Origin of the sequence: Corynebacterium sp. LaCa78, from assembly GCF_046717505.1 — a bacterium.
Lineage (GTDB): Bacteria > Actinomycetota > Actinomycetes > Mycobacteriales > Mycobacteriaceae > Corynebacterium.
This window is the reverse complement of sequence record NZ_CP177112.1, coordinates 1,410,939-1,436,486: the sequence shown is the minus strand read 5'-3', so window position 1 is coordinate 1,436,486 and position 25,548 is coordinate 1,410,939. Positions and strand designations below refer to the sequence as shown.

Sequence of the window (25,548 nt, the reverse complement as noted above, 5' to 3'; positions counted from 1 at the left end):
TATGGCGGAACTTATTCCCGCAGCACCGGTAAATTACGAATCCTTCACCGTGCCAGCCGGGCAAGCGGTTGGTGCGGCCCTCCGCGAGCTGAACCTGCCCAATAAGGGCCCAGAGGCGGTCGTGGTAGTCCGCGGCGTGGACGGTACCTTGTATGACCTTTCGCATACCCCGGATGAGGAATCGACATTTGTCCCGGTAGCCGCCTGTGAGGAAGATGGCCGCGCCGTCATTCGCCACTCCTGCGCCCACGTCATGGCCCAGGCCGTGCAGGCCGAGTTCCCCGGCACCAAGCTGGGCATTGGCCCGTCCATTGAGAACGGCTTCTACTTCGATTTCCAGACCGCCGAGCCCTTCACCCCGGAGGATCTCAAGAACCTGGAAAAACGGATGAAGAAGATCATCAAGGGCGGCCAGCGCTTCGAGCGCCACACCTATGCCTCCACGGCAGAGGCGGAACAGGCCTTGCAGGATGAGCCCTTCAAGCTGGAGCTTATCCAGGACAAGGGCAATGTGGACCCGGACTCCGACGAGGCCGCCGAGGTGGGCGCTGGCGATCTGACGCACTATGACAATGTGAACCCGCGCACCAATGAGGTGGAATGGTTCGACCTGTGCCGCGGCCCGCACGTTCCCACCACGAAATACATTCCGGCCTTTGCCCTGACTCGCTCGTCTGCCGCCTACTGGCGCGGCGATCAGGCCAACGCCGGCCTGCAGCGAATCTACGGCACCGCCTTTGAGTCCAAGGATGCACTGGCTGCCTACCAGACCATGGTGGAAGAGGCAGAAAAGCGCGACCACCGCCGCTTGGGCCAAGAACTGGATCTCTTCTCCTTCCCGGATGAAATCGGTTCCGGTTTCCCCGTATTCCACCCCAATGGCGCGACCGTGCGCATGGAGATGGAAAACCACTCCCGCAACCGCCACGTGCAGGCGGGATACTCCTTTGTCAATACCCCGCACATCACAAAGGGCGACCTCTTCCGTAAATCCGGCCACCTTGATTTCTACTCCGATGGCATGTTCCCGCCGATGCAGCTCGATGGCGAGTACGACGCCGAGGGAAATACCGTCAAGGAGCCGCAGGACTACTATGCCAAGCCGATGAACTGCCCGATGCACAACCTGATCTTTGCATCCCGCGGCCGTTCTTACCGCGAGCTGCCGTTGCGCCTGTTTGAATTCGGCACGGTCTACCGCTACGAAAAGTCCGGCGTGGTGCATGGCCTGACGCGTGCGCGCGGCTTTACCCAGGACGATGCCCACATTTACTGCACCGAAGAGCAGTTGGAAGAAGAACTCACCCAGGTCCTGGACTTCATCATCTCGCTGCTTGAGGATTACGGCCTGTCCGATTTCTATCTGGAGCTTTCCACCAAGGATCCCAATAAGTTCGTCGGCTCCGATGAGATTTGGGAGCGTTCGACCGCCATCTTGCAGTCCGTGGCAGAAAAGTCCGGGCTCGAGCTCGTTCCTGACCCTGAGGGTGCCGCGTTCTACGGGCCGAAGATCTCCGTCCAAGCCCGCGATGCCATCGGCCGCACCTGGCAGATGTCCACGGTGCAGCTGGACTTCAACCTGCCCGAGCGCTTCGAGCTGGAATATACCGCATCCGATGGCACGAAGAAGCGCCCGATCATGATCCACCGGGCCCTCTTCGGCTCCATCGAGCGCTTCTTCGGAGTGCTTCTTGAGCACTACGCGGGCGCATTCCCAGCGTGGTTGGCACCGCATCAGGTCATGGGCATTCCCGTGGCGGATGACTTCGTCCCGCATCTGGAGGACGTCGCCGCCAAGCTGCGCCGCAAGGGCATTCGCGCGGATGTAGATACCTCCGATGACCGCATGCAGAAGAAGATCCGCAACCACACGACGGGCAAGGTTCCCTTCATGCTGGTCGCCGGCGCCCGCGACGTGGAAGCCGGTGCGGTCTCCTTCCGCTTCTTGGATGGCACGCAGGTCAACGGCGTGCCAGTTGATGAAGCCGTTGAGCTCATTACCACCTGGGTGGCAGAGCGCACCAACGAGCAGCCGACAGAAGAGCTCATTCGTGCCCGGCGCTAATCCGCAGAAGGGCCAAAGCGAGGAAACATTCGTCGATACCGGTGCCGGTGAGCCGGACCGGTTGGAGCGACTGTGGGCGCCGTACCGGATGGCCTATATTGCGCAGCGGTCCGAAGATCCCTTTGTGGAAGCCCCGAAGGGCAGCGATGAGGATGGGCTTATCATCGCGCGCGGTGAAACGGTATATGCGCTGCTCAACTTGTTTCCCTATAATGCCGGCCACCTCATGGTGGTGCCGTACCGCAAGGAATCCGAGCTGGAAAACCTCACCGAGGAAGAATCCCACGAGCTCATGGCCTTTGCCCAAAAGGCGGTGCGGGTGCTCAAGCGCGTGTCACGCCCAGAGGCCATTAACGTGGGCTTTAACCTGGGGCGCGCGTCCGGCGGCTCGGTGGGAGACCACCTGCATTTGCATGTGGTGCCAAGGTGGCCCGGGGATAGTAACTTTATGACTGTCCTCGATGGGACTAAGGTATTACCGCAACTACTGCAAGACACCCGTCGTGTCCTGGCAGAGGGTTGGCGTGACATGGAAGAGGAGGACTCGCGTGCTTAGCGTGCATGGGCGAAAGCCCGCCGCCGTGGTGGTGGAACCTATAGCCAAGACCTTTTTAAAATTGGGATTGACTCCCAACGTGGTCACGGTTGTGGGCACTATTGTGACCATCGCCATTTCGGTGATCCTCATTCCTACCGGCCACCTCTTTATAGCCGCCGTATTATCCGGCCTCTTTGCCGCCTTTGACATGCTCGATGGCACGATGGCGCGGCTGACCGGTAAATCGAGCGCTTTCGGCGCCACGCTGGATGCAAGCTGTGACCGCATTACCGATGGCGCGTTATTCTGCGCCATCGTCTGGTGGCTGGTGTATACCGCAGACGCGTCCAAATGGACCGTGGCGGCCTGCCTCATAACCTTGGTCTGCTCCCAGGTCATTTCCTATATCAAGGCTAGGGGAGAGGCCTCTGGTTTCACCATGGTGGGCGGACTGATTGAGCGCCCAGAACGCCTCATCCTCGCGTTAGGCGGAATCGGCCTGGAGGGCTTGGGCGTAGAGTATGCTGCGGCGGTATCGCTGTGGATCTTGGCGGTAGGCTCAATCTTTACCGTGTACCAGCGCATTGCCATTGCAGCGCGCCAAGACGCCGAGATGTAAATCAAGCGAACATGGGCGCAGCAGGGGCTATCGTTCCGGCTAGTTCGTGGTTTGCGCACTAACTTTTCTGGAGGATCCGGCACCATGTGGGATAAAGAAGATGTAGCAGCGGCCGGGTATTTGGCGGGCTGGAAGGTAGTTCGCCGGTTGCCCGACCCGGTAGCGCGCACCATCTTCCGGTGGGTAGCGGATTTCGCGAGCGACCGCGGGCGCGGCATGGATGGCCTGCGAAGAAACCTCACCCGCGTGGTGGGGGCAGAAAACGTCACCCGTCAGCTGGTGCGCGATTCCATGCGCTCCTATATGCGCTATTGGATGGAGGCGTTTCGCCTTCCCGCGATTCATGCGGATCCCCAGCTGCACGAGCGCCTCATGAAGGGCTTGGAAGGGCTCGAGCACTTTGATGCCTCGGCGCAGTCTGGCCGCGGCGTCATCTTGGCGCTGCCGCACTCCGGCAACTGGGATATGGCCGGGGTTTTCTTGGTGGGCCATTACGGGCAATTTACCACCGTGGCAGAGCGGTTGAAGCCGGAGGTGCTTTTTGATGCCTTCGTGGATTACCGCGAGGAATTAGGCTTTGAGGTCCTGCCGCTTACCGGTGGGGCGGTCCCTCCCTTTGCGCGGCTGAAGGAGGCCCTTGAGGAGGGAGGGGTAGTGTGCCTATTGGCAGAACGCGATATCACCCGCAGCGGCGTCACGGTAGATTTCATGGGCGAGGAAGCCAATATGGCGGCAGGTCCCGCACAGCTAGCCATTGAAACCGGCGCAGCGCTCCACGTGGTGCACTCCTGGTTTGAAGGCGATGGCTGGGGGTTGTCGGTGTCTCCAGAAGTAGAGGTCACCGATGTGCAGGAGACCACCCAGCGCATGGCGGATGGGTTTGCGGCCAACATTCGGCGCCACCCCGCAGACTGGCACATGCTGCAGCCGCAATGGAACGAGGATGTGGAGCGGCGCCGGCAAGCGCGAAAGGAACGTTCCCGTTAATGCGCATCGGTATCATTTGCCCGTATTCTTTTGATGAACCCGGTGGCGTGCAGGCCCATATCCTTGACCTGGCCACCGTTTTCATAGAACAGGGCCACTTTGTTCAGGTCCTTGGGCCCGCCGCGAAGTCCACACCGCTGCCGGATTTCGTGGTCAAGGGCGGCCCTGCCTTCCCGATTGCGTATAACGGTTCGGTTGCGCGCCTGTCGGTGGGGCCGAAGGTAACGCGCAAGGTCAAGCGCTTCATTCGGGACGGCGATTTTGACGTTTTGCATATCCACGAGCCCAATTCCCCGAGCTTTTCCATGACCGCCTTGGCCGTGGCACACGGCCCCATGGTGGCGACGTACCACGCCTCGGCGGCCAATTCCCTCATTCTTACCTTGGCAAAGCCGCTGCTCGTACCCTTTTTGGAAAAGATTCGCGGTGGCATTGCGGTATCGGATATGGCGCGGCGCTGGCAGGTGGAGCAATTGGGTGGCGATCCTGTCCTGATTCCCAACGGCGTCGATACCTCCGTCTATGCGCTTGCGCGCAAGAAAAGCCAGCCCGCGCTTGCCGATGCCCCACTCGAGGTCGTCTTCCTCGGCCGCCTCGATGAGCCGCGGAAGGGCCTGGATATCCTTTTAGCCGCATTGCACCAGGTCAACAAGAATATCCGCGTGACCATTATGGGCGGCGGCCGCGCCCGCGAGGTCGAGGGCGTGGATTTTGTTGGGCGCGTTAGCGATGCAGAAAAGGCACAGATCTTGGGCCGGGCCGATGTTTACGTGGCGCCCAATACGGGCGGGGAAAGCTTTGGCATCGTGCTGGTAGAGGCAATGGCCGCCGGTGCGGCCGTCGTGGCTTCGGATTTGGAGGCGTTCCAGGCGGTCTGCAACGCAGAATCGGAAGAGCCAGCGGGAGCGCTCTTCCGCACTGGCGATGCCTCTGACTTGGCACGCGTGCTCAACCAGGTCCTGGATGATGCCGATTACCGGCGGCACCTGGTGCGCAATGGCGTCCAACGCGCCCAGATGTATGACTGGGACCATGTTGCCGCGGCGGTCATTCAAGTTTATGAAACGGTGCAAGATGGCACGAAGGTGAGGGTGAAGCGATGATGGCGATAGAAATAACCATCGTGCTGCTTATTCTCATTCTTGTGGGATCGTGGGCCATTTTCACCGCGCAGCGGTTAAACTTCCTGCACATCCGAACCGACGCTGCGCTGGCGCAGCTGCAGGCGGCGCTGGACCGCCGGGCAGCGGTAACTGCGGCTGTGTCCCCAGATCTTGCCGCCTTGGCGCAAAAGGCCGAATCCACGGAGCTTTCGCATGGGCATTTTCAAGCCCGCACCATGGTAGAACGCGAGCTTTCGGCGGCCATCGTGCGCGATTTTCCGGTAGGCCAGCGCCCGGCCGCCTTGGCGGATGCAGAAGGCCGCATCCAGTTGGCGCATCGCTTTTATAACGAGGCGGTCAGCGATACGCGCGCGCTGCGCCTGCGCCCAGCGGTGCGTTTTTTCCACCTCGGCGGAACCGCTAAATTGCCCGAGTACTTCGACTACATGCTGGCGGATTGAAAATTTAGCCGCGCGTTACCTCCCTAGTGTCATCGGTGCTCGCGTCAGGCTCGGAGGCGTCCGCGTCGGCGGTGTCGGAGCCCGGCACATTGATTCGCCCGGTATCTGGTGAGGGCGCGGCCTCTGCGGCGGCTTCTTGGGCTTGCTCCGGGTCGCTTGCTGCCACGATGGCCTTTTCTATGCGGCGCGACAGGCTTATCTCAAGGATGAACCAAATGAGCGCGATGAAGACCATGACGAGGATGAGCACGTTGCGGGCGACGAGCACGTAGACCGGAGTCAGGTTTTCGCCTACATACTTCCACACGTAGTCATAGTGGAAAGGGTAGATGTAGGTGCCGAGCGCGGCCGCTGCAACTGCGCATACAGCGAGGAAACCCTGACAGATTTTGATGGGCACAAACCCGGCGGGGAGCTGTTGGCGTACGACCACCGCGAATAGGGGTCCGAGCCAAATGATGTACTGGGGCGAAAATACTTTATTGGTGGCTATGAGTAGAAGCACCATGAGCGTGAAAAAGGCGACCGTCGTTCGCGAGGTCCAGCCTCCGGCGAAGAAGCGGTATAGCGCCCAGCTCAGGGCGAAGACCAGCATCCCGGCCGTCGCGATGGTGCTCCACATGATGGCGGCATCGACGCCCGGGCCAGAAATCTCGAAGCTCTTTGACGGAGCATAACCTAAACGCCATTTACCCGGTGTGAGGTGTGCCTGCAATAGCAAGTATGTCGCCGGAACGGATTCGAGTTGGAGCCCGCGCACCCCCTGATAATTCAGTGGGGAAAGAAGTCGGTCCATACCGGAGGTAAAAACTGTCAACGCCGAAAGAGCAGCAACGGAGCCGAAAAAGGACGCCAATCGCAGCCAGGAATTAGAACTATTAAAACGCCCTACCAGTCCAGCTGCGAGGACGCCTGGCCAGAGCTTCATGGTGGTAGCGAAGCCTAATAGGGCGGCGCCTGTCTTGGGATGAGAAATAAGCAGCGCTGCGGCACCTGCGACGGCGACGGCAGGAAAAATATCGAGGCGCCACACAAAGACGTGTCCTGCAGCCGTGCCAAAAAAGACCCAGAACCAGCCGGCGAGAAAAACGCGCTTATTGCGTTCGTGGTGGCGAAGTAGGAGGGCGAGGAAGGCGGCATCGACAAGCAGCGTCATGATGGTAAAGCCGATATAGAATACGCCGCGGTCTCCACCGGTGAACCAGCTTAAGATGATGGTGGGCCACGTGCCCGCGTGGGGATACTCGGTCATCTGCGTGGGATCGGTGCCAAAAAGGCCGGCGAAATAATAGGCAACATCGCCGCGTGCGCTGTGGTCGAGCTTCAAAAAATAGACCAATATCAAGCGGGCGAGAGCCCACCCCACCCATACCGCAGGAACTGTCACGAATCTTTTCACCCAAAAGATTGTAGGGAATATTTTGGCCGTTGCGTAGTTCGAATCAGGTTCCTCGTCATCCGGGTTGGGCTGCCCCGGGGAGTAAGGTGGCAAGACAGACGAAGACTTACGTGATGTAGCGCATAGTAGGCGCACAAGAAAGGATGACTGTGGGCACCATTTCTGAGGTTTTGGCGTTAGAAAGCACCCAAGATGCGGATGTCTTTGCTGGCCCGGCGATTCCCTCGCAGATTGAACGCACCTTCGGTGGCCAAGTTGCAGCGCAGGCCCTTACCGCGGCGCAAAGGACGGTGGAGGATAAGCAGGTGCATTCCCTCCATGGCTATTTCGTTGGCCCAGGTGATACGAAAAACCCGCTGGAGTTGCAGGTAGAAAGGCTGCGTGATGGCCGTTCCTTTGCCAGCCGCGAGGTTCGGGTCGTCCAAGATGGCCGCCTCGTCTTTATTATGCTGGCTAGTTTCCACCGCGATGGTGATGCAGGTCCCGAACATCAGGATGTGGCACCGCAGGTATTAAGCCCCGATGAAGCCGCTCGCCGCGGTGGCGGGGCGCCCTATTCCACCCGAATCATCTTGAAGGAGTGGACCGATTGGGATATCCGTTTGGTCCCTGATGAAGGCCGCGATGATGCCGCCGCGGAGGTAACCGGTGCTGGATATCGCCATATTTGGTTCCGCAATACCGGCGAGCTTGGGAGTGACCCCGCATTCCACCGCGCTGCGTTGACGTATATGTCCGATATGACCCTCATTCGGTCGGCGCTCATTCCGCACCAGGGGGAGAAGATCCAGTTGGCAAGCCTTGACCATGCGGTGTGGTTTCTCCGCCCCTTCCGCGTGGATGAGTGGCTGCTTTATGAGCAGGTATCGCCCACAGCGTCGCAAGGCACGGCCATCGCGCGCGGTAAATTATTCACTGAACAGGGCGAACTCGTCGCGCTGGTCAAACAGGAGGGCTTGACGCGGTTCCTCGATGAGGACCTAGGCAGCGGTTCCGCCCACGGCAATTGGCATAACGTCTAGAAAAGCTTGCGTATCCTGGGGGCGCTTTTCCCAGTTCGTGCAGGGCACGTATAATTGTCACCAGATTTAGAACCCAATTAGAAAGGGACTTAATGTCAGGCCACTCAAAATGGGCAACTACCAAGCACAAGAAGGCTGCCAATGACGCCAAGCGCGGCAAGGAATTTGCCAAGCTCATTAAGAACATTGAAGTGGCGGCGCGAACCGGCGGTGGTGATCCTGCGGCCAACCCAACGCTCGATGACATGATTAAGAAGGCCAAGAAGGCCTCCGTCCCCAATGACAACATCGAACGCGCCCGCAAGCGCGGTTCTGGTGAAGAAGCCGGTGGTGCTGACTGGGAGACCATCATGTATGAGGGCTATGGCCCCAACGGTGTCGCAATGCTGATTGAATGCTTGACCGATAACCGCAACCGCGCGGCTACCGATGTCCGCACCGCGATGAGCAAGAATGGCGGCAACCTGGGCGAATCTGGCTCGGTTGCTTATATGTTCTCCCGCACTGGGTATGTCTTGGTGGAAAAGGGTGAGCTGAGCGAGGATGACGTCTTGATGGCGGTCCTCGATGCCGGCGCCGAAGAGGTCAAGGACCAGGGCGAGAAATTTGAGATCATCTGCGCACCCACGGATGTGCAGGCTGTCAAGGAGGCCCTCAAGGAAGCCGATATTGAGGTCGATGACTCCGATAATGATTTCCGTGCCTCCGTCGAGGTTCCCCTCGAGGCCAATGACGCCAAGAAGATCTTCCGCCTCATCGATGTCTTGGAAGAATCCGACGACGTCCAGAACGTATATACCAATATGGACCTCTCCGATGAGGTACTCGCAGAACTCAACGCAGAGTAAGAATACTGCACATAGTGGGGCACTAGCTCGGTGGCGGCACTTCGCGCATGCGAAGATTCCGGTGCCGAGCTTTTGTTGTGTTTTTATTGGGACAGCCTAACATTCACGTCGTGTTGTAGAACATGTGTGTGTAAGACATAATAGGGAATTAAGACTAGAAACGACGAGGCCGCGGAACGGGGAGTGGGCGGGTGTGAATATCGAAGGCATGCGCGTGATGGGCATCGACCCTGGGCTCACTCGCTGTGGCCTGTCCGTAGTCCAAGCAGGCCGCGGGCGCGCAATTCTTCCCGTCTCCGTGGGCGTGGTGCGAACCCCGAGCGATAAGGATCTGACCAGGCGGCTCCTGCGGCTCTCTGTTGCGGCCAAGGAGTGGATGGACGATTATTCGCCGGATGTGGTTGCCATAGAGCGCGTCTTCGAACGCGGCCAGGTCTCAACAGTCATGCAGACTGCTCACGTCGTAGGAGTCCTTGTGCTCGCAGCCGCCGAGCGGGATATTCCGGTTTATATGTACACCCCGTCAGAGGTAAAAAAGGCCATTTCTGGTAATGGGCGCGCGGATAAGAAGCAAATGACGACCATGATCACCCGTATCCTGGGGCTTACGGAGCCGCCCAAGCCTGCGGATGCGGCGGATGCATTGGCGCTGGCCGTCTGCCACTGCTGGCGCGCGCCAGCGATCGTGAGAATGGATAGTACCGGGTTAGGGCTTGGCGCAAAGACCAGCGGCGTCCGCGGGCGGGGGAAGGGTGTTCAGCCCTAGCGCGCCACACCCCACAGGTTAAGTTTTGTTCATTATTAGGTCATGTTGAAAGCGCACACAGGTAGGAAGGCACGGTAGAAAATGATTGCGGCATTGCGGGGAGAGGTACTCCACATTGGTTTAGACCACGGCGTTATTGAATGTGGCGGTGTGGGCTATAAGTTCTTAGCCACCGCAAAGACGTTGGGAACCTTGCGCCGCGGAGAAACAGCCTTTGTGCTGACTACGTTGGTGGTCAAGGAAGACGCATTGACCTTATACGGTTTTACCAGCGACGATGACCGCGAAATGTTCCAAGTGCTGCAATCCGTGTCCGGCTTGGGGCCCAAACTGGCCTTGGCCGCGTTATCCGTCATGGGCGCAGAAGAGCTGGCCGCAGCCATTGGCGGGGAGGATGTTAAGGCGCTGCAGTCTATCCCGGGCGTCGGCAAGCGCGTGGCCCAACGCCTTACCCTGGAGCTAAAAGATAAGGTAAAGCGCTTTGCTGGAACTCCCGCGCCCGATGCTGCACCGGAGGCAACAGGTGCCGGTGACCCAGTTGTCGATAGTGTCACTGAAGCCCTCTTGGGCCTAGGATTTACTGAGAAGGCGGCTCGCCCCGTGGTGGAGGCGGCATACGCCGAAGCCCCTGCGGCGGATACGTCGACCTTGCTGCGCGCGGCCCTGGCCCAGCTGGGTAAGCAAGGCTAAAAGAACACGACGTCAAGAAGACACAAAGGCTACAGCATGTCCGATATTGAGCGCACCGAGTTCAACCTCCCAGAGGGGATGAGTAAGGCGCACGAATCCCAGCACAATAGTGATGTGGAAGCCACCGCTCACGCAGAAGAACACGATATCGAGCGCTCCCTGCGCCCCAAGTCCCTGACGGAATTCATTGGGCAGCCCAAGGTGAGGGAGCAGCTGTCCCTCGTGCTCACGGGCGCGAAGAACCGCGGGGTCACCCCGGATCACGTCCTGTTATCGGGACCGCCCGGTCTGGGTAAGACCACCATGGCGATGATCATTTCGCAGGAACTCGGCACCTCGCTGCGCATGACTTCGGGCCCAGCGCTGGAACGAGCGGGAGATCTCGCGGCCATGCTTTCGAACCTCATGGAAGGCGACGTGCTTTTTATCGATGAGATCCACCGCATCGCCCGGCCCGCCGAAGAAATGCTCTACATGGCCATGGAGGATTTCCGAATCGATGTCATTGTGGGCAAGGGGCCGGGTGCTACCTCGATCCCCTTGGAGATCCCGCCGTTTACGTTGGTCGGGGCCACAACGCGAGCGGGAATGCTTACCGGTCCGCTGCGGGATCGCTTCGGCTTTACCGCCCAAATGGAGTACTACAGCACCGAGGATCTCACCCATGTGATCAAGCGTGCGGCACATATCTTGGACGTCGCCATCGATGATGATGCCGCCGTAGAAATCGGCTCGCGCTCGCGCGGCACCCCGCGCATTGCCAACCGCCTGCTGCGCCGCGTGCGCGATTATGCGGAGGTCAATGGCACCGGACGCATCGATCTTTCCGCCGCGCAGGGGGCGTTGGAGGTATTCGACGTCGATGAAATGGGCCTGGACCGCCTGGACCGCGCCGTCCTCAATGCCCTGATCAATGGCCATGGTGGCGGGCCTGTGGGTGTTAATACCTTGGCCATCGCCGTGGGTGAGGAACCTTCTACCGTGGAGGAGGTGTGCGAGCCGTACTTGGTTCGCGCCGGCATGATTTCGCGCACCGGGCGGGGCAGGGTAGCCACCGCGGCCGCCTGGCAGCACCTGGGCCTGACGCCGCCCGATGGCGCGATTGGGTTGTTTTAGGCAAGCGTGGGCACCTCGCTGGTGCGGCCGCAGAGGTGGAACCGGCTCATGGTTTTTGTGAACGAAACGGTCTGGCATACTGGAAAGTTATGGAAATCATCTTTCTCATCATCATTGTCATTTTGTTCATCATTCCTTCCTTTATGGCGATGCGTAAGCAACGCCAGCGCCAAAACGACATGCAATCGCTGCAAAACTCCCTACAGGATGGAGACCGCATCGTGACCGCTGGCGGTGTACACGGCGTGGTGCGCGGAACCACCGATACCAGCGTGGACCTCGAGGTTTCCCCGGGCGTTACCCTCACCTTTGACAAGATGGCGGTGGTGCGCACGGAAAGCGAGGCCCAGAAACTTGACCGCGGTGGCGCAGACAACGCTGAAAGCAATAATGATGATGGATTCAACGGCGAAGAGGGCGAGCACTCCAACGACCGTTAATTCCTTATTAGCGCCGGCGACCTCTGTGGAGGAAGACATTAGCGCCGGCGACCTCTGTGGAGGAAGACGCGGGCGCACTCCCTGTGCACGCGCGGGGAATTCTCTAGGCCCGCCATTGGCTTATGAGAAACGTAGAACCTGACACATTTTCGCTGAATCGCGGACCCTGTTAAGGAAAATGTTGTTCCATGACGTACGATTGTGCGTTGTTAACGTGCCCGCGCCGAATCGGGCGGGCCGTATTTAATGTTTAATCACCCTGGTTTGCAGTGCACAGGAGAATATCGTTGTCCGCATCATCTCGAGGCGCTATGAAAAATAGGAACCGCCAATGGCCAAAGCGCGCCCTCGCGCTTTTTGGACTCATCGTGGTCGTTATCTATGCGCTGGTCTTTTTCACCGGAAACCGCCAAGCCACCCCAAAGCTAGGCATCGACCTGCAGGGCGGCACCCGCGTTACCTTGGCGCCCCAAGGTGAAGACCCCACCCAGGACCAGCTACGGCAGGCGCGCAATATTTTGGAACAGCGCGTGAACGGCATGGGCGTTTCTGGTTCCGAGGTCGTCATCAACGGCAATACCCTCGTCATCACCGTACCGGGCGAGGATGCATCCCAAGCCCAGGCGGTGGGGCAGACCTCCCAGTTGTACTTCCGCCCGGTGGCGCAACCCTCTGCGCCGGACATGGACAAGCTCGACAAACAGCTGGAGGATATGGCTAACCGCTGGGTCAAATACGGTGTCCTAGATAAGGACGAAGCCAACAAGAAGTTGGAAGACGTCACCAATGCCGTTGCCCAGCAAGAAGCGCAGGCTGAGGGTAAGGAACCGAAGGATGTCAAGGCACCGAAGGTTTCCGCTAAGCCCTTGGACGAGCCGTCCAACTCCATTGAGCAGACAGAGCGTCGCGATGAAGTCACCGAAATGTTGTTGAAGGACCGCCAATCGGACGATCCGACAACGCAAGCAGCGGCCTCTTCGCTCCTGACCTGCCAGGGCTCCGCTGACCCACTGGCTGGTGCGGACGATCCGTCCAAGCCTTTTGTGACCTGTGATTACGACAGCGGCACTCCCTACGTCTTGGAGCCAGCCCCGTTGCTCAACGGTGTTGAGGATGAAGACGGTACCCGTTTGACGGGTAATGAGATTGATACCAATTCCCCGATCAACGGTGGCCTGAACCCACAGTCCGGTCAGATGGAGATCAGCTTCTCCTTCAAGACTGGCGATGGCCCGAACGGCTCCCAGACCTGGGCTGACCTTACGCAGGAGCACCTGAACGACCAGATTGCCATCACCCTTGACTCGGCCGTCATTTCGGCACCTGTCATCCAGGGGGCTACCCCGTACGGTTCCGCTACCTCCATTAACGGTGAATTTAGCCAAGAAGAAGCCAATAACCTGGCCAATAATCTGCGCTACGGTGCATTGCCGCTGTCCTTTGCCGGCGAAAACGGCGAGCCCGGCGGCACCGTGGAGTCCATTCCACCGACACTGGGTAAGGCAGCCCTCGAGGCCGGACTGTGGGCTGGCTTGGCAGGCTTGATTTTGGTCATCCTTTACTCCTTGTACTACTTCCGAGCGCTCAGTGGTGTGTCCGTCATCTTCCTGCTCGGCTCCGGCCTGCTGACCTACGGCGCCATCGTGTTGCTGGGTCGTTGGATCGGGTACTCGCTCGACCTGTCCGGTATTGCCGGTTTGGTCATTGGTGTCGGTGCAACCGCGGACTCGTTCGTGGTCTACTACGAGCGCATCAAGGATGAGCTCTTAGAGGGCAGAACCTTCAGGTCCGCAACGCAGAAGGCCTGGGAGCGCTCGCGCAGCACCATCGTGACCGGTAACGCGGTGACGTTGATCGGTTCTGTCATCGTCTACTTCCTCGCCATCGGTGAGGTAAAGGGCTTCGCGTTCACCTTGGGCTTGACCACGATCTTCGACTTGGTCGTCTCCTTCTTGGTCATGGCACCGGTAATGCAAATAATCGGCCGCCGTCCAGCGGCAGCCAAGCCATCGATGAATGGTTTGGGCGGAATTTATGCGCTAATTGAAGAGCGGCGCGAGCGCGGCTACTACGGAGATTCCCGCGCTGCCGCTGGTGCGTCGCAGGCGCGCTCCACTGAAAATTCGGCATCCGTTGGCGCCAAATCGTCAGAGAGTTCTTCGCCCTCAGCAGCCGCGGAAGATGAGGAGAAATAATCATGGCCGTATCGACTAAAAATAAGATTTCCCGTTTAGATCGCCTCTATGAAGACGAGCGTGGCTATGACTTCATTGGCCACACCAAACGGTGGTACGGGATTACCGCCGCGCTCCTCGTCGGCGCCATCGCCGCCATCCTGATTCGCGGATTTACCCTTTCCCTCGACTTTGAGGGAGGAAGCACCTTGTCCATGCCCGCTGGGGACTTGAAAGAGGACGAGGTAGCTACCGTCTTTGAGGACTCCACCGGCGTTGAACCCGAACAGGTTCGCATCGTCGGCGCCGGCGATTCTGAGACGCTTGAAATCACCTCGGAGCGCTTGAGTCAAGAAGAGGTAGACAGCGCCCGGTCTGCCATCTACGAGGAATTCCAACCGAAGGATGAAAACGGGGAGGCCACCCCAGACGCCATCGGTTCTTCCACCGTGTCCGAATCGTGGGGCTCCTCGATTACGCAGCGCATGATCCTCGCCATGGTCGTATTCCTCGTTGCAGCGACCATCTATGTGGCGGTGCGCTTGCAAAAGATTATGGCTTTTGCCGCCATTTTGGCGCTGATTATCGATGGCATCGTCATCGCCGGTATCTACGCCCTCTTCGGCTTTGAAGTTTCTCCCGCCGTCATCATCGGTTTGCTCACCGTCCTGACCTTCTCCATCTATGACTCCGTCATCGTCTTTGACAAGGTCAATGAGAATACGGCGGGGCTGGAAGGCCAACGTTCTAAGACCTATGGGGAACTCGCCAACTTGGCGATTAACCAGACGGTCATGCGTTCCATTTCCACCTCCATCATCTCCGCGCTGCCTATTATCGCGCTGTTCGTCATCGCCGTATGGCTTATGGGCATCGGTACGCTGCGCGATTTGGCGCTGATCCAGCTCATCGGCGTCATCGAGGGTATTTTCTCCTCGATTTTCTTGGCTACCCCGTTGGTGGTGACGTTTGCTAATTGGACTAAGCGCGTCAAGCAGCACACGCAGCGTGTGCTGGATTACCGCGCGGGTAAGTCTGAGGACGGTGAACCGGCGGACGCGGGTTCTGCAAAGCGCAAGGTGGTTACGCCTTCCGATGTCGGGGCCAAGACGCACAAGGAAGTGGCAGAAGAACAAACTGATCACGGCAGCAGTGCCTCCGGCCATACAGGTGCTACGTGGCGCCCGGGCCGCTAAATGCCCTTGAACACGGCATAATCAGGCAGAGTAAGGCTTGGTCTTTTTAGGAGAAAAGGGGTTGTGCGTACCGTGGAACGCAGATTAGGCACCACACGGTGGTGGGGGCGCCGTCCCAAAATCATGGCGGTTGCAGCAGGGCTTTCCGCCCTGGCGCTGGTAGCGGCCTCGTGCAGTAGTGAGGAATCTGAGGGCGGTGACCAGGCCTCGCCCGCCGATCCGGAGTCCTATAACTACCCCGGGTATATGGTTAACTCTCAGCTGACCACGACGAATGCGGGCACCGCCTTCGGCAGCACCACCTCAGCGGCCCAACTTTCGGCGCGGCTTTATCCCGGTCTTTTTGTGCCGGGCCCCTCCGGACAGCTCATTCCCAATGCGGATTTGGTAGAGACCGAAGAGCTTCCGCCGGCAGCAGATAGTGATCAGGAAAGCGTGCGTTTGACGCTTGCTGATGACGCCACGTTCTCCGATGGTGCGCCCGTCACCTGCGATGATTACCTGCTTTCCTATACGGCTGGCACGCACCCGGTTGAATTTGCCTCGCATATGCCACTAATGAATGACATCGCCGATATCGAGTGCACACCGCAGAGCAAAGCCTTTACGCTGACTTTCCAGAAAGACCAGGGACATCGGTGGCGCCAAATGTTTGGCCCTGGCACCGTTATGCCTGCGCATGCGCTTGCGCAGAAGACGGACATGAGCATGGAGGATCTCAACGCGGCCCTGCATGCAGGAGACATGGCGGCGCTGCAGCCAGTAGCGGAATTGTGGCGCTATGGTTTTTCTACAGCCAAGGATGACTTTGACCCACAGCTGCAGGTGTCCTACGGCCCATTTACCGCGGATAAGATTGGTGATTCCGGCGAGGTCTTTTTAAAAGCCAATGAGCAGTATCGCGGCGACAAACCTGCCTTGGATCGCCTTGTCATATGGCCGGGTACTGCCAACGCACAGGAACTTGCGGATAAGGGCGTTCTCAAGGTGGCAGATTCCGCCACCGCGGCGCCCGATTGGCTTTCAGGGAACGCGGTTAAGGACGCAGAATCCGAGGAAGGCAACGACGCCTCAGAATCCACAAACGGATCTGGCTCGAATAAAGAAAGCGACTCCAATGCGGAGGGCTCCGCGGGCACAGAGAATGCCGAGTTTGAGACGATCACCAAGGTGGGCCTGCAAACCGATACGTTGACGCTGTCGCAGGCCGGGATTTTTGCGGAGCCTTCTGCTAGAAAGGCATTTGCTGCTTGCGTCGACCAAGCGGCGTTAGCACAAAAGAGCTCCGAAATATCTGGTGTCGATGTTCCCCCGGCTTATGTGCGCACCGTCTCTGTCCAAGATCCGGTGGCCCAAACGCTAGGCTCGGTGGCGAAGGACCACGAGGGAACGGACATGGCTGCGGCCGGCCAGTTGAACGGGTCCACCATCAGGGTGGGCTACGTTGGCCCGGATAAGCGCTATCAGGCGATGGTTGATGCGCTGCGCGCCTCTTGCGAGCCGGCGGGGATTACCATCGAGGATGCTGCGGCGGAGAACCTATCGCAGTTTTATCTCAACCCTGATCCGGAATCGGGGCAGCCAACCATTGATGCCTTCTTGGGCCCAGTCGATCCGCTGACCGAGTACTCCGCCGCTGATTCCAGTATTAAAAATTCCGTTCAGCTCAAGGAGCAGGAAGAGCAGCTGTGGGAGAGTGTTCCCTCCATTCCAGTCGCTGCGCAGCCGCGCGCGTTTATCGTTCACCGCGACGTGGAGGGTGTCCTGCCGTACACTGGCGTCTCGGGCATCGGCTGGAATATGGATCGTTGGCACGTGCCGGCAGAAGAACCTGTGGAGAAGGCCTAGGCCTTTTCGTTTTTAAATTTATTCTCGCTATTTAATTCTCAAGGAAGATGATGACTTCTCACTATGAATCAGCAGCACAAGCTTTGCGCGACAAGGTGCGCCTTGTGCAGGACTTTCCAGAAGAAGGAATTCTTTTTGAAGACCTCACACCGGTATTAGCCGATCCTGAGGCATTTCGGGCCGTTGTTGATGGTCTCGCGGCCGCCTGCGAGGAGCTGGGCGCGGATCTTATCGGCGGCCTGGATGCCCGCGGATTCTTGTTGGGCTCTGCCGTGGCGTACAAGCTGGGCTTGGGTATTTTGGCCATCCGCAAGAAGGGCAAGCTTCCACCGCCGGTATATACCGAAGAATACGAGCTGGAGTACGGCTCGGCCGCATTGGAGATCCCAGCCAGCGGCGTCGATGTGAAGGGCAAGCGCGTGGTGCTTGTCGATGACGTCCTGGCCACCGGTGGCACCCTCCACGGCGCCAAGCTGCTGCTCGAGTCTGCAGGCGCCGAGGTCGCGGGCAACGTCGTGGTGCTAGAAGTTAAGGGTCTTAATGGACGCGAACGCTTATCGGGCCCGCCGCTCATTGTGCTGGATGACGCTGACTAAGATGGTGTGTCTAAGCTAGATCACACGATCTGGAAAGGCGCTGCAGCCAGCAGTACAGGCTGCGGCATTGTGAAGGGCGGTAGAGATGGCCACGGATAAGTCAGCAAAACGCCAGGCTAATAACGGGATGCGGAGCATGTCTGCCCGGCTTGCTCGGTCACTGACCGGCGGGCGGGTCAAGATTAACCCCGCGCTCGATCCCCTCATGTCCATTCACCGGAAATTCCACCCCAAAGCGGATGCGGAACTACTCAACGCTGCCTATAACACCGCAGAAAGGTTGCACGAGGGAGTATTCCGCAAGTCGGGCGAGCCGTATATTACGCACCCCCTGGCCGTAGCCACGATTGCCGCGGAAATTGGTATGGATACCACCACCATCGTTGCAGCGCTCCTGCACGATACGGTGGAGGATACCGATTACACGCTTGAAGATCTGACCCGCGACTTTGGGCCAGAAGTCGCCCGGCTCGTTGATGGCGTGACCAAACTGGACAAGGTGGCCTTGGGTGCAGCGGCCGAGGCTGAGACCATCCGGAAGATGATCGTCGCCATGGCCAACGATCCGCGCGTGCTGGTCATCAAAGTCAGCGACCGTCTGCACAATATGCGCACCATGCGCTTTTTGCCGCCGGAAAAGCAAGCTAAGAAGGCACGCCAGACGCTAGAGGTCATCGCCCCCTTGGCCCACCGTCTGGGCATGGCGAGCGTGAAATGGGAATTAGAGGATCTGTCTTTTGCCATCCTCTATCCCAAAAAGTACGACGAAATCGTCCGCATGGTGGCAGAGCGTGCGCCCTCGCGCGATCGCGCCTTGAAGGAAATCATCAACCAAGTTAGCGCCGCCTTAAAGGAAAACGGCATCGAGGCTGAGGTAATGGGCCGGCCGAAGCACTACTGGTCCATCTATCAAAAGATGGTCGTGCGCGGCCGCGAGTTCGCGGAGATTTTTGACCTGGTGGGCATCCGCGTACTGGTGGATGACATCAATAGCTGTTACGCCGCCATTGGCGTCGTGCACTCCATTTACCAGGCTCTGCCTGGGCGTTTTAAGGATTATGTTTCCTCCCCGCGCTTTGGCGTCTACCAGTCTCTGCACACCACGGTGCTCGCGGACGGCGGAGCAACCCTAGAGGTGCAGGTCCGTACGCACGAGATGCACTACAACGCCGAATTCGGCGTCGCCGCGCACTGGCGCTATAAGGAAACCAAGGGGAAGAATTCTGGGCATCAAGAAGAGGTGGACCAGATGGCCTGGATGCGTCAGCTGCTGGACTGGCAGAAGGAAGCGGCAGATCCCAATGAGTTCCTCGATTCCTTGCGCTATGACCTGACGGCGCGCCAGATCTTTGCCTTTACCCCAAAGGGCGATGTGGTGGATCTGCCGGCGGGTTCCACCCCGGTGGATTTTGCCTACGCCGTGCATACGGAGGTCGGCCACCGCTGCATTGGCGCCAAGGTCAACGGCAAATTGGTGGCGCTAGAATCGCCGCTGAAATCCGGCGACAAGGTAGAAATCTTTACTTCCAAGGATCCCAACGCCGGCCCATCGCGCGATTGGCAGGAATTCTTGGTCTCGCCGCGGGCCAAGGCGAAGGTACGGCAGTGGTTTGCCAAGGAAAGGCGCGAGGAACACCTCGAAGCCGGACGCGATGCCTTGGCCTCTGAGGTGCAGCGCGGCGGCTTGCCGATGCACCGCCTGTTTACTGCCAGCTCCATGAAGCAGGTGGCAGAACAGCTGCACTATTCTGATGTCGATGCCCTGTACACGGCCATCGGCGCAGGCCACGTCTCCGCACAGCACGTGGCCAACCAATTGGTGGCCATGTTCGGCGACCGCGATGATGCCGTGGATGCCCTGGCCTCCCGAACCCCACTCTCGGAGCTCGAGCAGTCCCGCGCGCAGCATACTAAGGACTCCGCCTCCGGCACCGGCATCTTGGTGGAGGGAAGCCCCGATGTCATGGCTAAGCTTGCGAAGTGCTGCCAGCCGGTGCCTGGGGACGCCATTTTTGGTTTTGTCACCCGTGGCGGGGGAGTATCCGTGCACCGTGCGGACTGCGCCAACGCGGAAAAGCTCAAATCTGAGCCGGAGCGCATGCTGAAGGTGGAGTGGTCCTCTGGCACCTCTTCTACCGGCGCCTTTTCCGCAACTCTGCAGCTTGAGGCGTTGGACCGCCAGGGCCTGCTGTCTGAGCTGACGCGGGTTCTAAGTGATCAAAACATCAATGTGTTGACGATGAATTCTAACCGCGGCGAGGACCAAATTGCCACGATGCGGTTTACCTTCTCTGTATCGGATACCAAACAGCTGGGTTCCTTGATGACGACGTTGCGCAATACCGAAGGCGTCTTTGACGTCTACCGCGTGACTGCCTAACCGCCTGACCGCCCGGCTACCTCCCTGTGCGGTTGCTCGACAGAGCAACGCGCGGGCGACGCGCACGTGACGATTGCGTGAACTCTTGGCGGAAGAAAGGTAAAAGCCCATTTCACGGGCTTCATGCTTCCTGCGAATGGGTTAAGAAAGCGGTATATATTGTCTGAATACTTTCTACGACACAGGAGTAACTATGCAGTTCCGCCGCATTGGCCAGTTGGTGGCCGCTACTACCGCCACCGCCGTCGCGCTCTCCGGCACACACGCCCTAGCGCAGGAGGATACGACCACCATCTCGGTCACCAATATCACTGACCTGCACGGCCACTTGGAAGATGGCCTGAGTGACCCTGCTAAGGCGGGCGATGAGATTGGTGTGGCTCGCCTGCAATCGCTTATCAAGCAGGTCAATGAAGGCCAAGAGTTCAACCTCACCTCTTCGGGCGATAACGTGGGCGGATCTGCATTCGTTTCGGCCATCTCTGATGACAAGTACACGCTAGAAGCGCTCAACGCCATGGGGATGAAGGTCACCGCAGTGGGCAACCACGAATTCGACAAGGGCACTGAGGACCTAACGGACCGTATCCAGCCCGCTTCTGACTATCCCATCCTCGGCGCCAATGTGTTAAAAGACGGCAAACCGCTTTTGGACGCCTCCCATGTGGAAGAAATCGACGGCGTAAAGGTCGGCTACGTCGGCACCGTCACCCAGAACACCAAGTTCAAGGTATCTGCGGCAAAGATTCCGGGCGTCACTTTTACCGATCCAGTCGAGGCAACGAATAAGGAGGCCACCCGCTTGAAGGAAAGCGGCGAGGCAGATGTCGTGGTCTCCCTCTTCCACGAAGACGCGGAGGAATACGCAGAAGGCTTCAACAAAGACGTCGATATCCTCTTTGGAGGCGATACCCACCAGACCACCCAGGGAACGCAAGAGCGCGACGGCGCCCTGCCACTGCAGTGGGCGCAAGGCTACGAGTACGGCAAGCTGCTTAACGATGCCGATATTACCTTCGACAAGGCCGCGGGCGAGGTAAAGAAGATTGAGCTCAAGCAGTACGATGCGACTGATGCGGCGCAGGTAGAGCCGGATGCTGAGATTGCGGGCATCGTTAAGAAGGCACAGGATGAGGCCGAGGTAAAAGGCTCGAAGACCGCTGGCACAGTCGAAACCGACTTATTCCGCGGCTCCGATGAGGGGCAAAAGCCAGGTTCCAACCGCGGTGTCGAGTCCACCCTGAATAACTTCATCGCTGACGGGCAACGTTATGCCATGAGCAAGCAGGTTGGCGAGGACATTGATCTTGGCGTGATGAACGCCGGCGGTGTGCGTGCCGATTTACAGGGCGGCGATGTCACATACAAGGACATCTTTGAGGTCCAGCCGTTTGGTAACTCGGTTATTACCGCGAAGGTCTCCGGCAAGGACTTCATCACCGCTTTAGAAAACCAGTGGCAAGATGGAAGCAGTCGGCCGCGTCTAGCCATGGGGCTGTCCAATAACGTCCAGGTGGTCTATGACCACACGGCATCCCACGGCGAGCGCGTCAAGTCCGTGACCATCAATGGCGAGCCCCTCGACGCGGATAAGGACTATTCCATCGCGCTATCGTCCTTCCTCGCCTCCAGCGACAGCGAAAAGGGTGGCGATGGCTACTTTGAGGCAGGCTCCATCAAGGACAAGAACGATGTGGGATACATGGATGCCCAGGCCATGATCGACTACATCGCCTCCGGTGAGTCCGAGGTCCGCAAGGGGCAGGGCCAGATTGGCGCCCACATCGATGGTGACATTGCCCCGGGCAAAGAAATCACCGTCGATCTGTCCAGCTTGAATTACACCAGCGAGGGAGAGCCCATGGCCAAGACCGTCACGGTGAAGCTTGGTGATGAGGAAGCAACCGCCAATATCGATAATTCCAAGCAGGAAGGCGATGACCAATTTGGCGAGCGCGGACGTGCGCAAGTGACGCTTAACGTTCCAGAAGGCCTGACGGGCTCCCAAAACCTAGAAATCACCACCGATGCAGGCACGCAAGCGATCCTGCCCGTGAAAGTGGACGAAGCCGGCGGTGACGAGGCCGGCTCCCAAGAGGATGGTTCAGAGGATGAAGACTCCCCGAAGCTCCCGCAAGGCTCGTCTATTGGCGGCGCAGCCCTTGCCATCGTGGCGGCACTAGCGGCAGGAATCGCCTTTATTGGTTTGAACCCCCAGGTGCTGCCGGCACCACTGCGGTCCATCTTTGATGACCTGCGCAAGACCTTTCACATCTAATTAGGGATCCAAATCCTGTGGATACGCGAAAAGCGCTTTTCCTCGCTTAAAGGGGGAAAAGCGCTTATTTTTCTGTGCTGTGTCGTGCATCCTAGTAACCTCAAAAGCCGTGGATATCTTTGAACGGTTTTTACGCGAGGCTACTTTTCAACTAGGAATCGAGCTACATCGAGTTCCTGTTGTCATGTTGTCTACATTAGGCATCTATCTCGCCTTTATGGTCTTGGTGAAGCTTTTTGGTTCCCGCGTATTGACCTCCATGACGGCCTCTGACGCGATCATCATCATTATGTTCGGTGCTGTTGCCGGGCGTGTGATCATTGGTGTTCCACCTACACTAGCGGCGGGTGTTATCGGGCTGACCACACTGATGGCCTTGGAAGCTGCATTCGGGACCATTCGCAAGGTAGTGAAATGGACGCGGTTTTTAGATCGGCGTCCAGTCCTTATCGTCTTTCAGGGCGAGATGATTGACGATAATCTCACCGTTTCCCATATCACTCGCTCTGACGTGTATTCCGCGGTGCGAAAGGCTGGTTTAGCCCGCATGGAAGACGTTCAGATTATGGTTTTAGAGCCCACCGGGCACATATCTGTCATCAAGAATGGTCAGGACATAGACCCAGATATCTTTAATGACCTCGTTGGCTCTGGGTATATCAAACAGGCCAAAGAGTCTTAAAGAATTGATAGAGGGGGAAGAACTTCAGGACTACTTTTCGTACAACCGCCGTGCAGATAAATAAGAGCACGGCGGTTAATCGCCCTCAAGAGGCATCAACGTCTAGAAAGGAAGTTTGAAGTTCTTTAGAAGGTCATCGATGTTGATGTACTTATTGGCGAACGCGAAGAGAGTGCCCAGTGCGCCGACAGCAGCAGTAATGACTTCGATCCAGGCCTTGACGGACTCAGGATTCGCGTCCTTGGAAGACAAGGCTTGCGTATTCTTGGCGTCGTTTTTCTTGTTTGCATCAGAATCAATGTTCTGGCTAGGAGTGCTGGTGGAGGCAGTAGAAGAGCCTTGAGCAACGGTATTCACATTCTCCGCGGCAGTGGCCACGGTGGTGCCAGCGAGAGTAACGGATAGGGCGGTTGCGCCGGCGAGGAAGGCCTTGCGGGAGAAAAGCTTCATTGTGTTTCCTGTCAAGCTTGTGGTGTTCAAATTTTTTGGATATTAGACGGCTGCGTAGCTGTCTGAATTACCCGAGCTAATTTTAATAAAAAACATTATCAATAAGGAATGGGGGTGTTTGGAGGGGGTGATTAATGCAGATGGTGTGAATGGGAAGGATGTGCTTTCTGGAGCTAAGCGAGGTAGAAGGGTATTTAAGGAAAAGCATCGGATATGAAAATTCCCCAGCGCCACGCCACGATATAGTTCGTGCAGTGTGCTGGGGTGAGGCAAATGTAGAGGGAATGGGGGAGGCATCGGCAAGCGCCGATGCCGCAGACTAGGCCTTTACCGTAGCCTTTTTGATCTTTACCTCTTCTGCAGGCTTGCCATCCTCTTGGCCGCCTGGATTGCTACCTTGGTCACCGGTGTCTACGCCGGCCTCGGCAATCTTGTCTAGGGTCTTGAGGCCTTCTTCAGTGATGGTGCCGAAGTAGGTATAGTTAGGAGGTAACTCCGAGTCATCGTAGTTAAGGAAGAACTGGGAGCCGTTGGTATCTGGGCCGCTATTGGCCATAGCGACGGAGCCGCGGGGGTAGACAACTGGGTTCTGCGCGTCCTCGTCATCAGTTTCATCGGTGGGGTATTCATCAGCAAAGCTGAAGCCCGGGCCGCCGGCACCGGAACCGGTGGGGTCGCCGCACTGGAGCACATTCAAGCCACCGGAGGTCATGCGGTGGCAGACGGTGTCATCGTAGAAGCCGGAGTCAGCCAGTTCCGAAATGGCGTGGGTAGTACAAGGCGCAGTGGCGCGGTCTAGGTCCATCTCGATCGGGCCCTGGGTGGTATCGAAGGATACAGTAACAGTGCCCTCGGTGGATATATCCTTGCCGTCGGGCTTCTTGGCACCGTGGCCATCCTGCCCATTGTCCTTGTACTCGCACTGGACGGTTGCAGGCAGGGCTTCCGCGCGCTTGCCGCTCAAGGGCTCTGCCTTGGGTGCTTCCTGCGTGGTCTGTGCTTCCGAGGTATCTTCCGCCTGGATTTCGCCCTCAGAGTCATCGCGGGTGGAGAGGAAGTAAATCCCTCCGGCGATGCCGAGGATGACGACGAGCGAGGCTAAGGCGACGCCAAAAGGACGAGTCTTTTGTTTGCGGTCACGGGACTTTAGTTCGCGGTCGAGCTTGTGCAGCGCGTCTTCTCCGCGCTTTTTATTATCTGGCACCGTGGGACAACCTTTCTAGCGATTATCGGTGACGTGTCTCAACTAGGACGATTTTAGCGGCTTTGCGGCCATGGGGATGACTTGGCTCGGGGATTGGCTTAAGCAATAAGCGGAGAGCTATAGCGGGGAAGCAAAAGTATCAGTACGCTCGGGGCCATGGCTGAAGTTAATTTTTCTGACGAACCTACCCAAACCGCTGGTGAACTTCCCGCAGTAGGGGAGTCCATCCCAGAATTCACTCTCGTTGGCACCGACCTCTCTGAGGTCACCAAAAAGGATTTCGAGGGCAAGCGCCTCGTTATCTCGATTTTCCCATCCATCGATACCGGCGTGTGCCAGCAGCAGTTGCGCACCTTTAATGAAAAGGCTGCGGGCTTGGACAACACCGTTGTCTTGTCCGTCTCCCGCGACCTACCTTTTGCACTGGATCGTTTCTGCGCCGCAGAGGGCATTGAAAACGTGGACACCGCCTCCGATTTCCGCTCCGATTTTGGCGAGAAGTTCGGCGTGACCTTGCAAGGCTCCCCGCTCAAGGGCCTTTTGGCACGCTCCGTTGTGGTCACCGACGCTGACCACAAGGTCATCTACAACGAGTTGGTGCCAGAGGTAACCACTGAGCCGGACTACGATAAGGCACTTGCCGCCCTGCAATAAAGCTTTAAGCTGGCAGGATATTTAAATCTAGC

23 protein-coding genes are annotated in these 25,548 nt (G+C 58.1%); 20 read left to right on the top strand and 3 right to left on the bottom strand.

The window, feature by feature from the left end:
- Position 1: 1 nt before the first annotated feature.
- The 6 genes from thrS (at position 2) to ACLI1O_RS06855 (ending at position 5,773) form a co-directional block, all read left to right on the top strand.
- Positions 2–2,065 carry a threonine--tRNA ligase gene (gene thrS, locus ACLI1O_RS06880; RefSeq protein WP_239275209.1) on the top strand — a complete coding sequence of 688 codons (2,064 nt, stop codon included), beginning with the start codon at positions 2–4 and terminating at the stop codon, positions 2,063–2,065.
- Positions 2,052–2,621, top strand: coding sequence for an HIT family protein (locus ACLI1O_RS06875; RefSeq protein ID WP_005283324.1), 570 nt, complete (start codon positions 2,052–2,054; stop codon positions 2,619–2,621). The genes thrS and ACLI1O_RS06875 overlap by 14 nt, the downstream gene beginning before the upstream one ends.
- Positions 2,614–3,222 (top strand): phosphatidylinositol phosphate synthase, encoded by a 609-nt coding sequence (pgsA, locus tag ACLI1O_RS06870; protein ID WP_239268287.1) that lies wholly within the window; start codon positions 2,614–2,616, stop codon positions 3,220–3,222. Before ACLI1O_RS06875 ends, pgsA begins: the two co-directional genes overlap by 8 nt.
- Before the next feature lie 84 nt (positions 3,223–3,306).
- Positions 3,307–4,209 carry a phosphatidylinositol mannoside acyltransferase gene (locus tag ACLI1O_RS06865; RefSeq protein ID WP_239268284.1) on the top strand — a complete coding sequence of 301 codons (903 nt, stop codon included), beginning with the start codon at positions 3,307–3,309 and terminating at the stop codon, positions 4,207–4,209.
- The gene (locus ACLI1O_RS06860; RefSeq protein WP_239268282.1) at positions 4,209–5,312 is read left to right on the top strand and encodes a glycosyltransferase family 4 protein; all 1,104 of its coding nucleotides are present in this window, start codon (positions 4,209–4,211) and stop codon (positions 5,310–5,312) included. Before ACLI1O_RS06865 ends, ACLI1O_RS06860 begins: the two co-directional genes overlap by 1 nt.
- Positions 5,312–5,773, top strand: coding sequence for a hypothetical protein (locus ACLI1O_RS06855; protein WP_239268307.1), 462 nt, complete (start codon positions 5,312–5,314; stop codon positions 5,771–5,773). Before ACLI1O_RS06860 ends, ACLI1O_RS06855 begins: the two co-directional genes overlap by 1 nt.
- A 4-nt stretch (positions 5,774–5,777) precedes the next feature.
- Here ACLI1O_RS06855 and ACLI1O_RS06850 read toward each other — a convergent pair whose 3' ends face one another.
- Positions 5,778–7,172 (bottom strand): DUF2029 domain-containing protein, encoded by a 1,395-nt coding sequence (locus tag ACLI1O_RS06850; protein WP_411706785.1) that lies wholly within the window; start codon positions 7,170–7,172, stop codon positions 5,778–5,780.
- Positions 7,173–7,315: 143 nt separating this feature from the next.
- Between ACLI1O_RS06850 and ACLI1O_RS06845 the strand changes: the two genes are divergently transcribed.
- From ACLI1O_RS06845 to ACLI1O_RS06785, 13 genes are all read left to right on the top strand, one after another.
- Entirely contained in the window at positions 7,316–8,194 is an 879-nt protein-coding gene (locus tag ACLI1O_RS06845) for an acyl-CoA thioesterase (protein ID WP_239268278.1), read from the top strand.
- A gap of 92 nt (positions 8,195–8,286) precedes the next feature.
- Positions 8,287–9,042: a YebC/PmpR family DNA-binding transcriptional regulator gene (locus ACLI1O_RS06840; protein ID WP_023022595.1), complete on the top strand. Its 756-nt coding sequence runs from the start codon at positions 8,287–8,289 to the stop codon at positions 9,040–9,042.
- Between the two features lie 193 nt (positions 9,043–9,235).
- Positions 9,236–9,808, top strand: a complete 573-nt coding sequence (gene ruvC, locus ACLI1O_RS06835) for a crossover junction endodeoxyribonuclease RuvC (RefSeq protein WP_411706784.1) — start codon at positions 9,236–9,238, stop codon at positions 9,806–9,808.
- An 81-nt stretch (positions 9,809–9,889) separates the two neighbouring features.
- On the top strand, positions 9,890–10,498 hold the full coding sequence (gene ruvA, locus ACLI1O_RS06830) for a Holliday junction branch migration protein RuvA (RefSeq protein WP_239268276.1): 609 nt from the start codon (positions 9,890–9,892) through the stop codon (positions 10,496–10,498).
- Between the two features lie 36 nt (positions 10,499–10,534).
- On the top strand, positions 10,535–11,614 hold the full coding sequence (gene ruvB, locus ACLI1O_RS06825) for a Holliday junction branch migration DNA helicase RuvB (protein WP_239268274.1): 1,080 nt from the start codon (positions 10,535–10,537) through the stop codon (positions 11,612–11,614).
- 89 nt (positions 11,615–11,703) lie between these two features.
- Entirely contained in the window at positions 11,704–12,054 is a 351-nt protein-coding gene (gene yajC, locus ACLI1O_RS06820) for a preprotein translocase subunit YajC (RefSeq protein WP_239268272.1), read from the top strand.
- A 311-nt stretch (positions 12,055–12,365) separates the two neighbouring features.
- Positions 12,366–14,249 (top strand): protein translocase subunit SecD, encoded by a 1,884-nt coding sequence (secD, locus tag ACLI1O_RS06815; RefSeq protein ID WP_239268270.1) that lies wholly within the window; start codon positions 12,366–12,368, stop codon positions 14,247–14,249.
- Positions 14,250–14,251: 2 nt separating this feature from the next.
- Entirely contained in the window at positions 14,252–15,424 is a 1,173-nt protein-coding gene (gene secF, locus ACLI1O_RS06810) for a protein translocase subunit SecF (RefSeq protein ID WP_411706783.1), read from the top strand.
- Between the two features lie 72 nt (positions 15,425–15,496).
- Positions 15,497–17,272 carry an ABC transporter substrate-binding protein gene (locus tag ACLI1O_RS06805; RefSeq protein ID WP_239268266.1) on the top strand — a complete coding sequence of 592 codons (1,776 nt, stop codon included), beginning with the start codon at positions 15,497–15,499 and terminating at the stop codon, positions 17,270–17,272.
- A gap of 50 nt (positions 17,273–17,322) precedes the next feature.
- On the top strand, positions 17,323–17,868 hold the full coding sequence (locus tag ACLI1O_RS06800; protein ID WP_239268264.1) for an adenine phosphoribosyltransferase: 546 nt from the start codon (positions 17,323–17,325) through the stop codon (positions 17,866–17,868).
- Between the two features lie 85 nt (positions 17,869–17,953).
- Positions 17,954–20,248, top strand: a complete 2,295-nt coding sequence (locus ACLI1O_RS06795) for a RelA/SpoT family protein (protein ID WP_284869392.1) — start codon at positions 17,954–17,956, stop codon at positions 20,246–20,248.
- Between the two features lie 193 nt (positions 20,249–20,441).
- A complete protein-coding gene (locus ACLI1O_RS06790; RefSeq protein WP_239275215.1) occupies positions 20,442–22,526 on the top strand; it encodes a bifunctional metallophosphatase/5'-nucleotidase in 2,085 nt (694 codons plus the stop codon).
- 109 nt (positions 22,527–22,635) lie between these two features.
- On the top strand, positions 22,636–23,208 hold the full coding sequence (locus tag ACLI1O_RS06785) for a DUF421 domain-containing protein (protein ID WP_410755690.1): 573 nt from the start codon (positions 22,636–22,638) through the stop codon (positions 23,206–23,208).
- Between the two features lie 102 nt (positions 23,209–23,310).
- Here ACLI1O_RS06785 and ACLI1O_RS06780 read toward each other — a convergent pair whose 3' ends face one another.
- Together ACLI1O_RS06780 and ACLI1O_RS06775 are read right to left on the bottom strand one after the other, a co-directional pair.
- Positions 23,311–23,658 carry a hypothetical protein gene (locus ACLI1O_RS06780; RefSeq protein WP_239268258.1) on the bottom strand — a complete coding sequence of 116 codons (348 nt, stop codon included), beginning with the start codon at positions 23,656–23,658 and terminating at the stop codon, positions 23,311–23,313.
- A gap of 319 nt (positions 23,659–23,977) precedes the next feature.
- The gene (locus tag ACLI1O_RS06775; protein WP_239275217.1) at positions 23,978–24,862 is read right to left on the bottom strand and encodes a peptidylprolyl isomerase; all 885 of its coding nucleotides are present in this window, start codon (positions 24,860–24,862) and stop codon (positions 23,978–23,980) included.
- 156 nt (positions 24,863–25,018) lie between these two features.
- On the opposite strand from ACLI1O_RS06775, the gene tpx reads away from it, so the two are divergent.
- Positions 25,019–25,516: a thiol peroxidase gene (gene tpx / locus ACLI1O_RS06770; protein WP_239268254.1), complete on the top strand. Its 498-nt coding sequence runs from the start codon at positions 25,019–25,021 to the stop codon at positions 25,514–25,516.
- Positions 25,517–25,548: the final 32 nt, after the last annotated feature.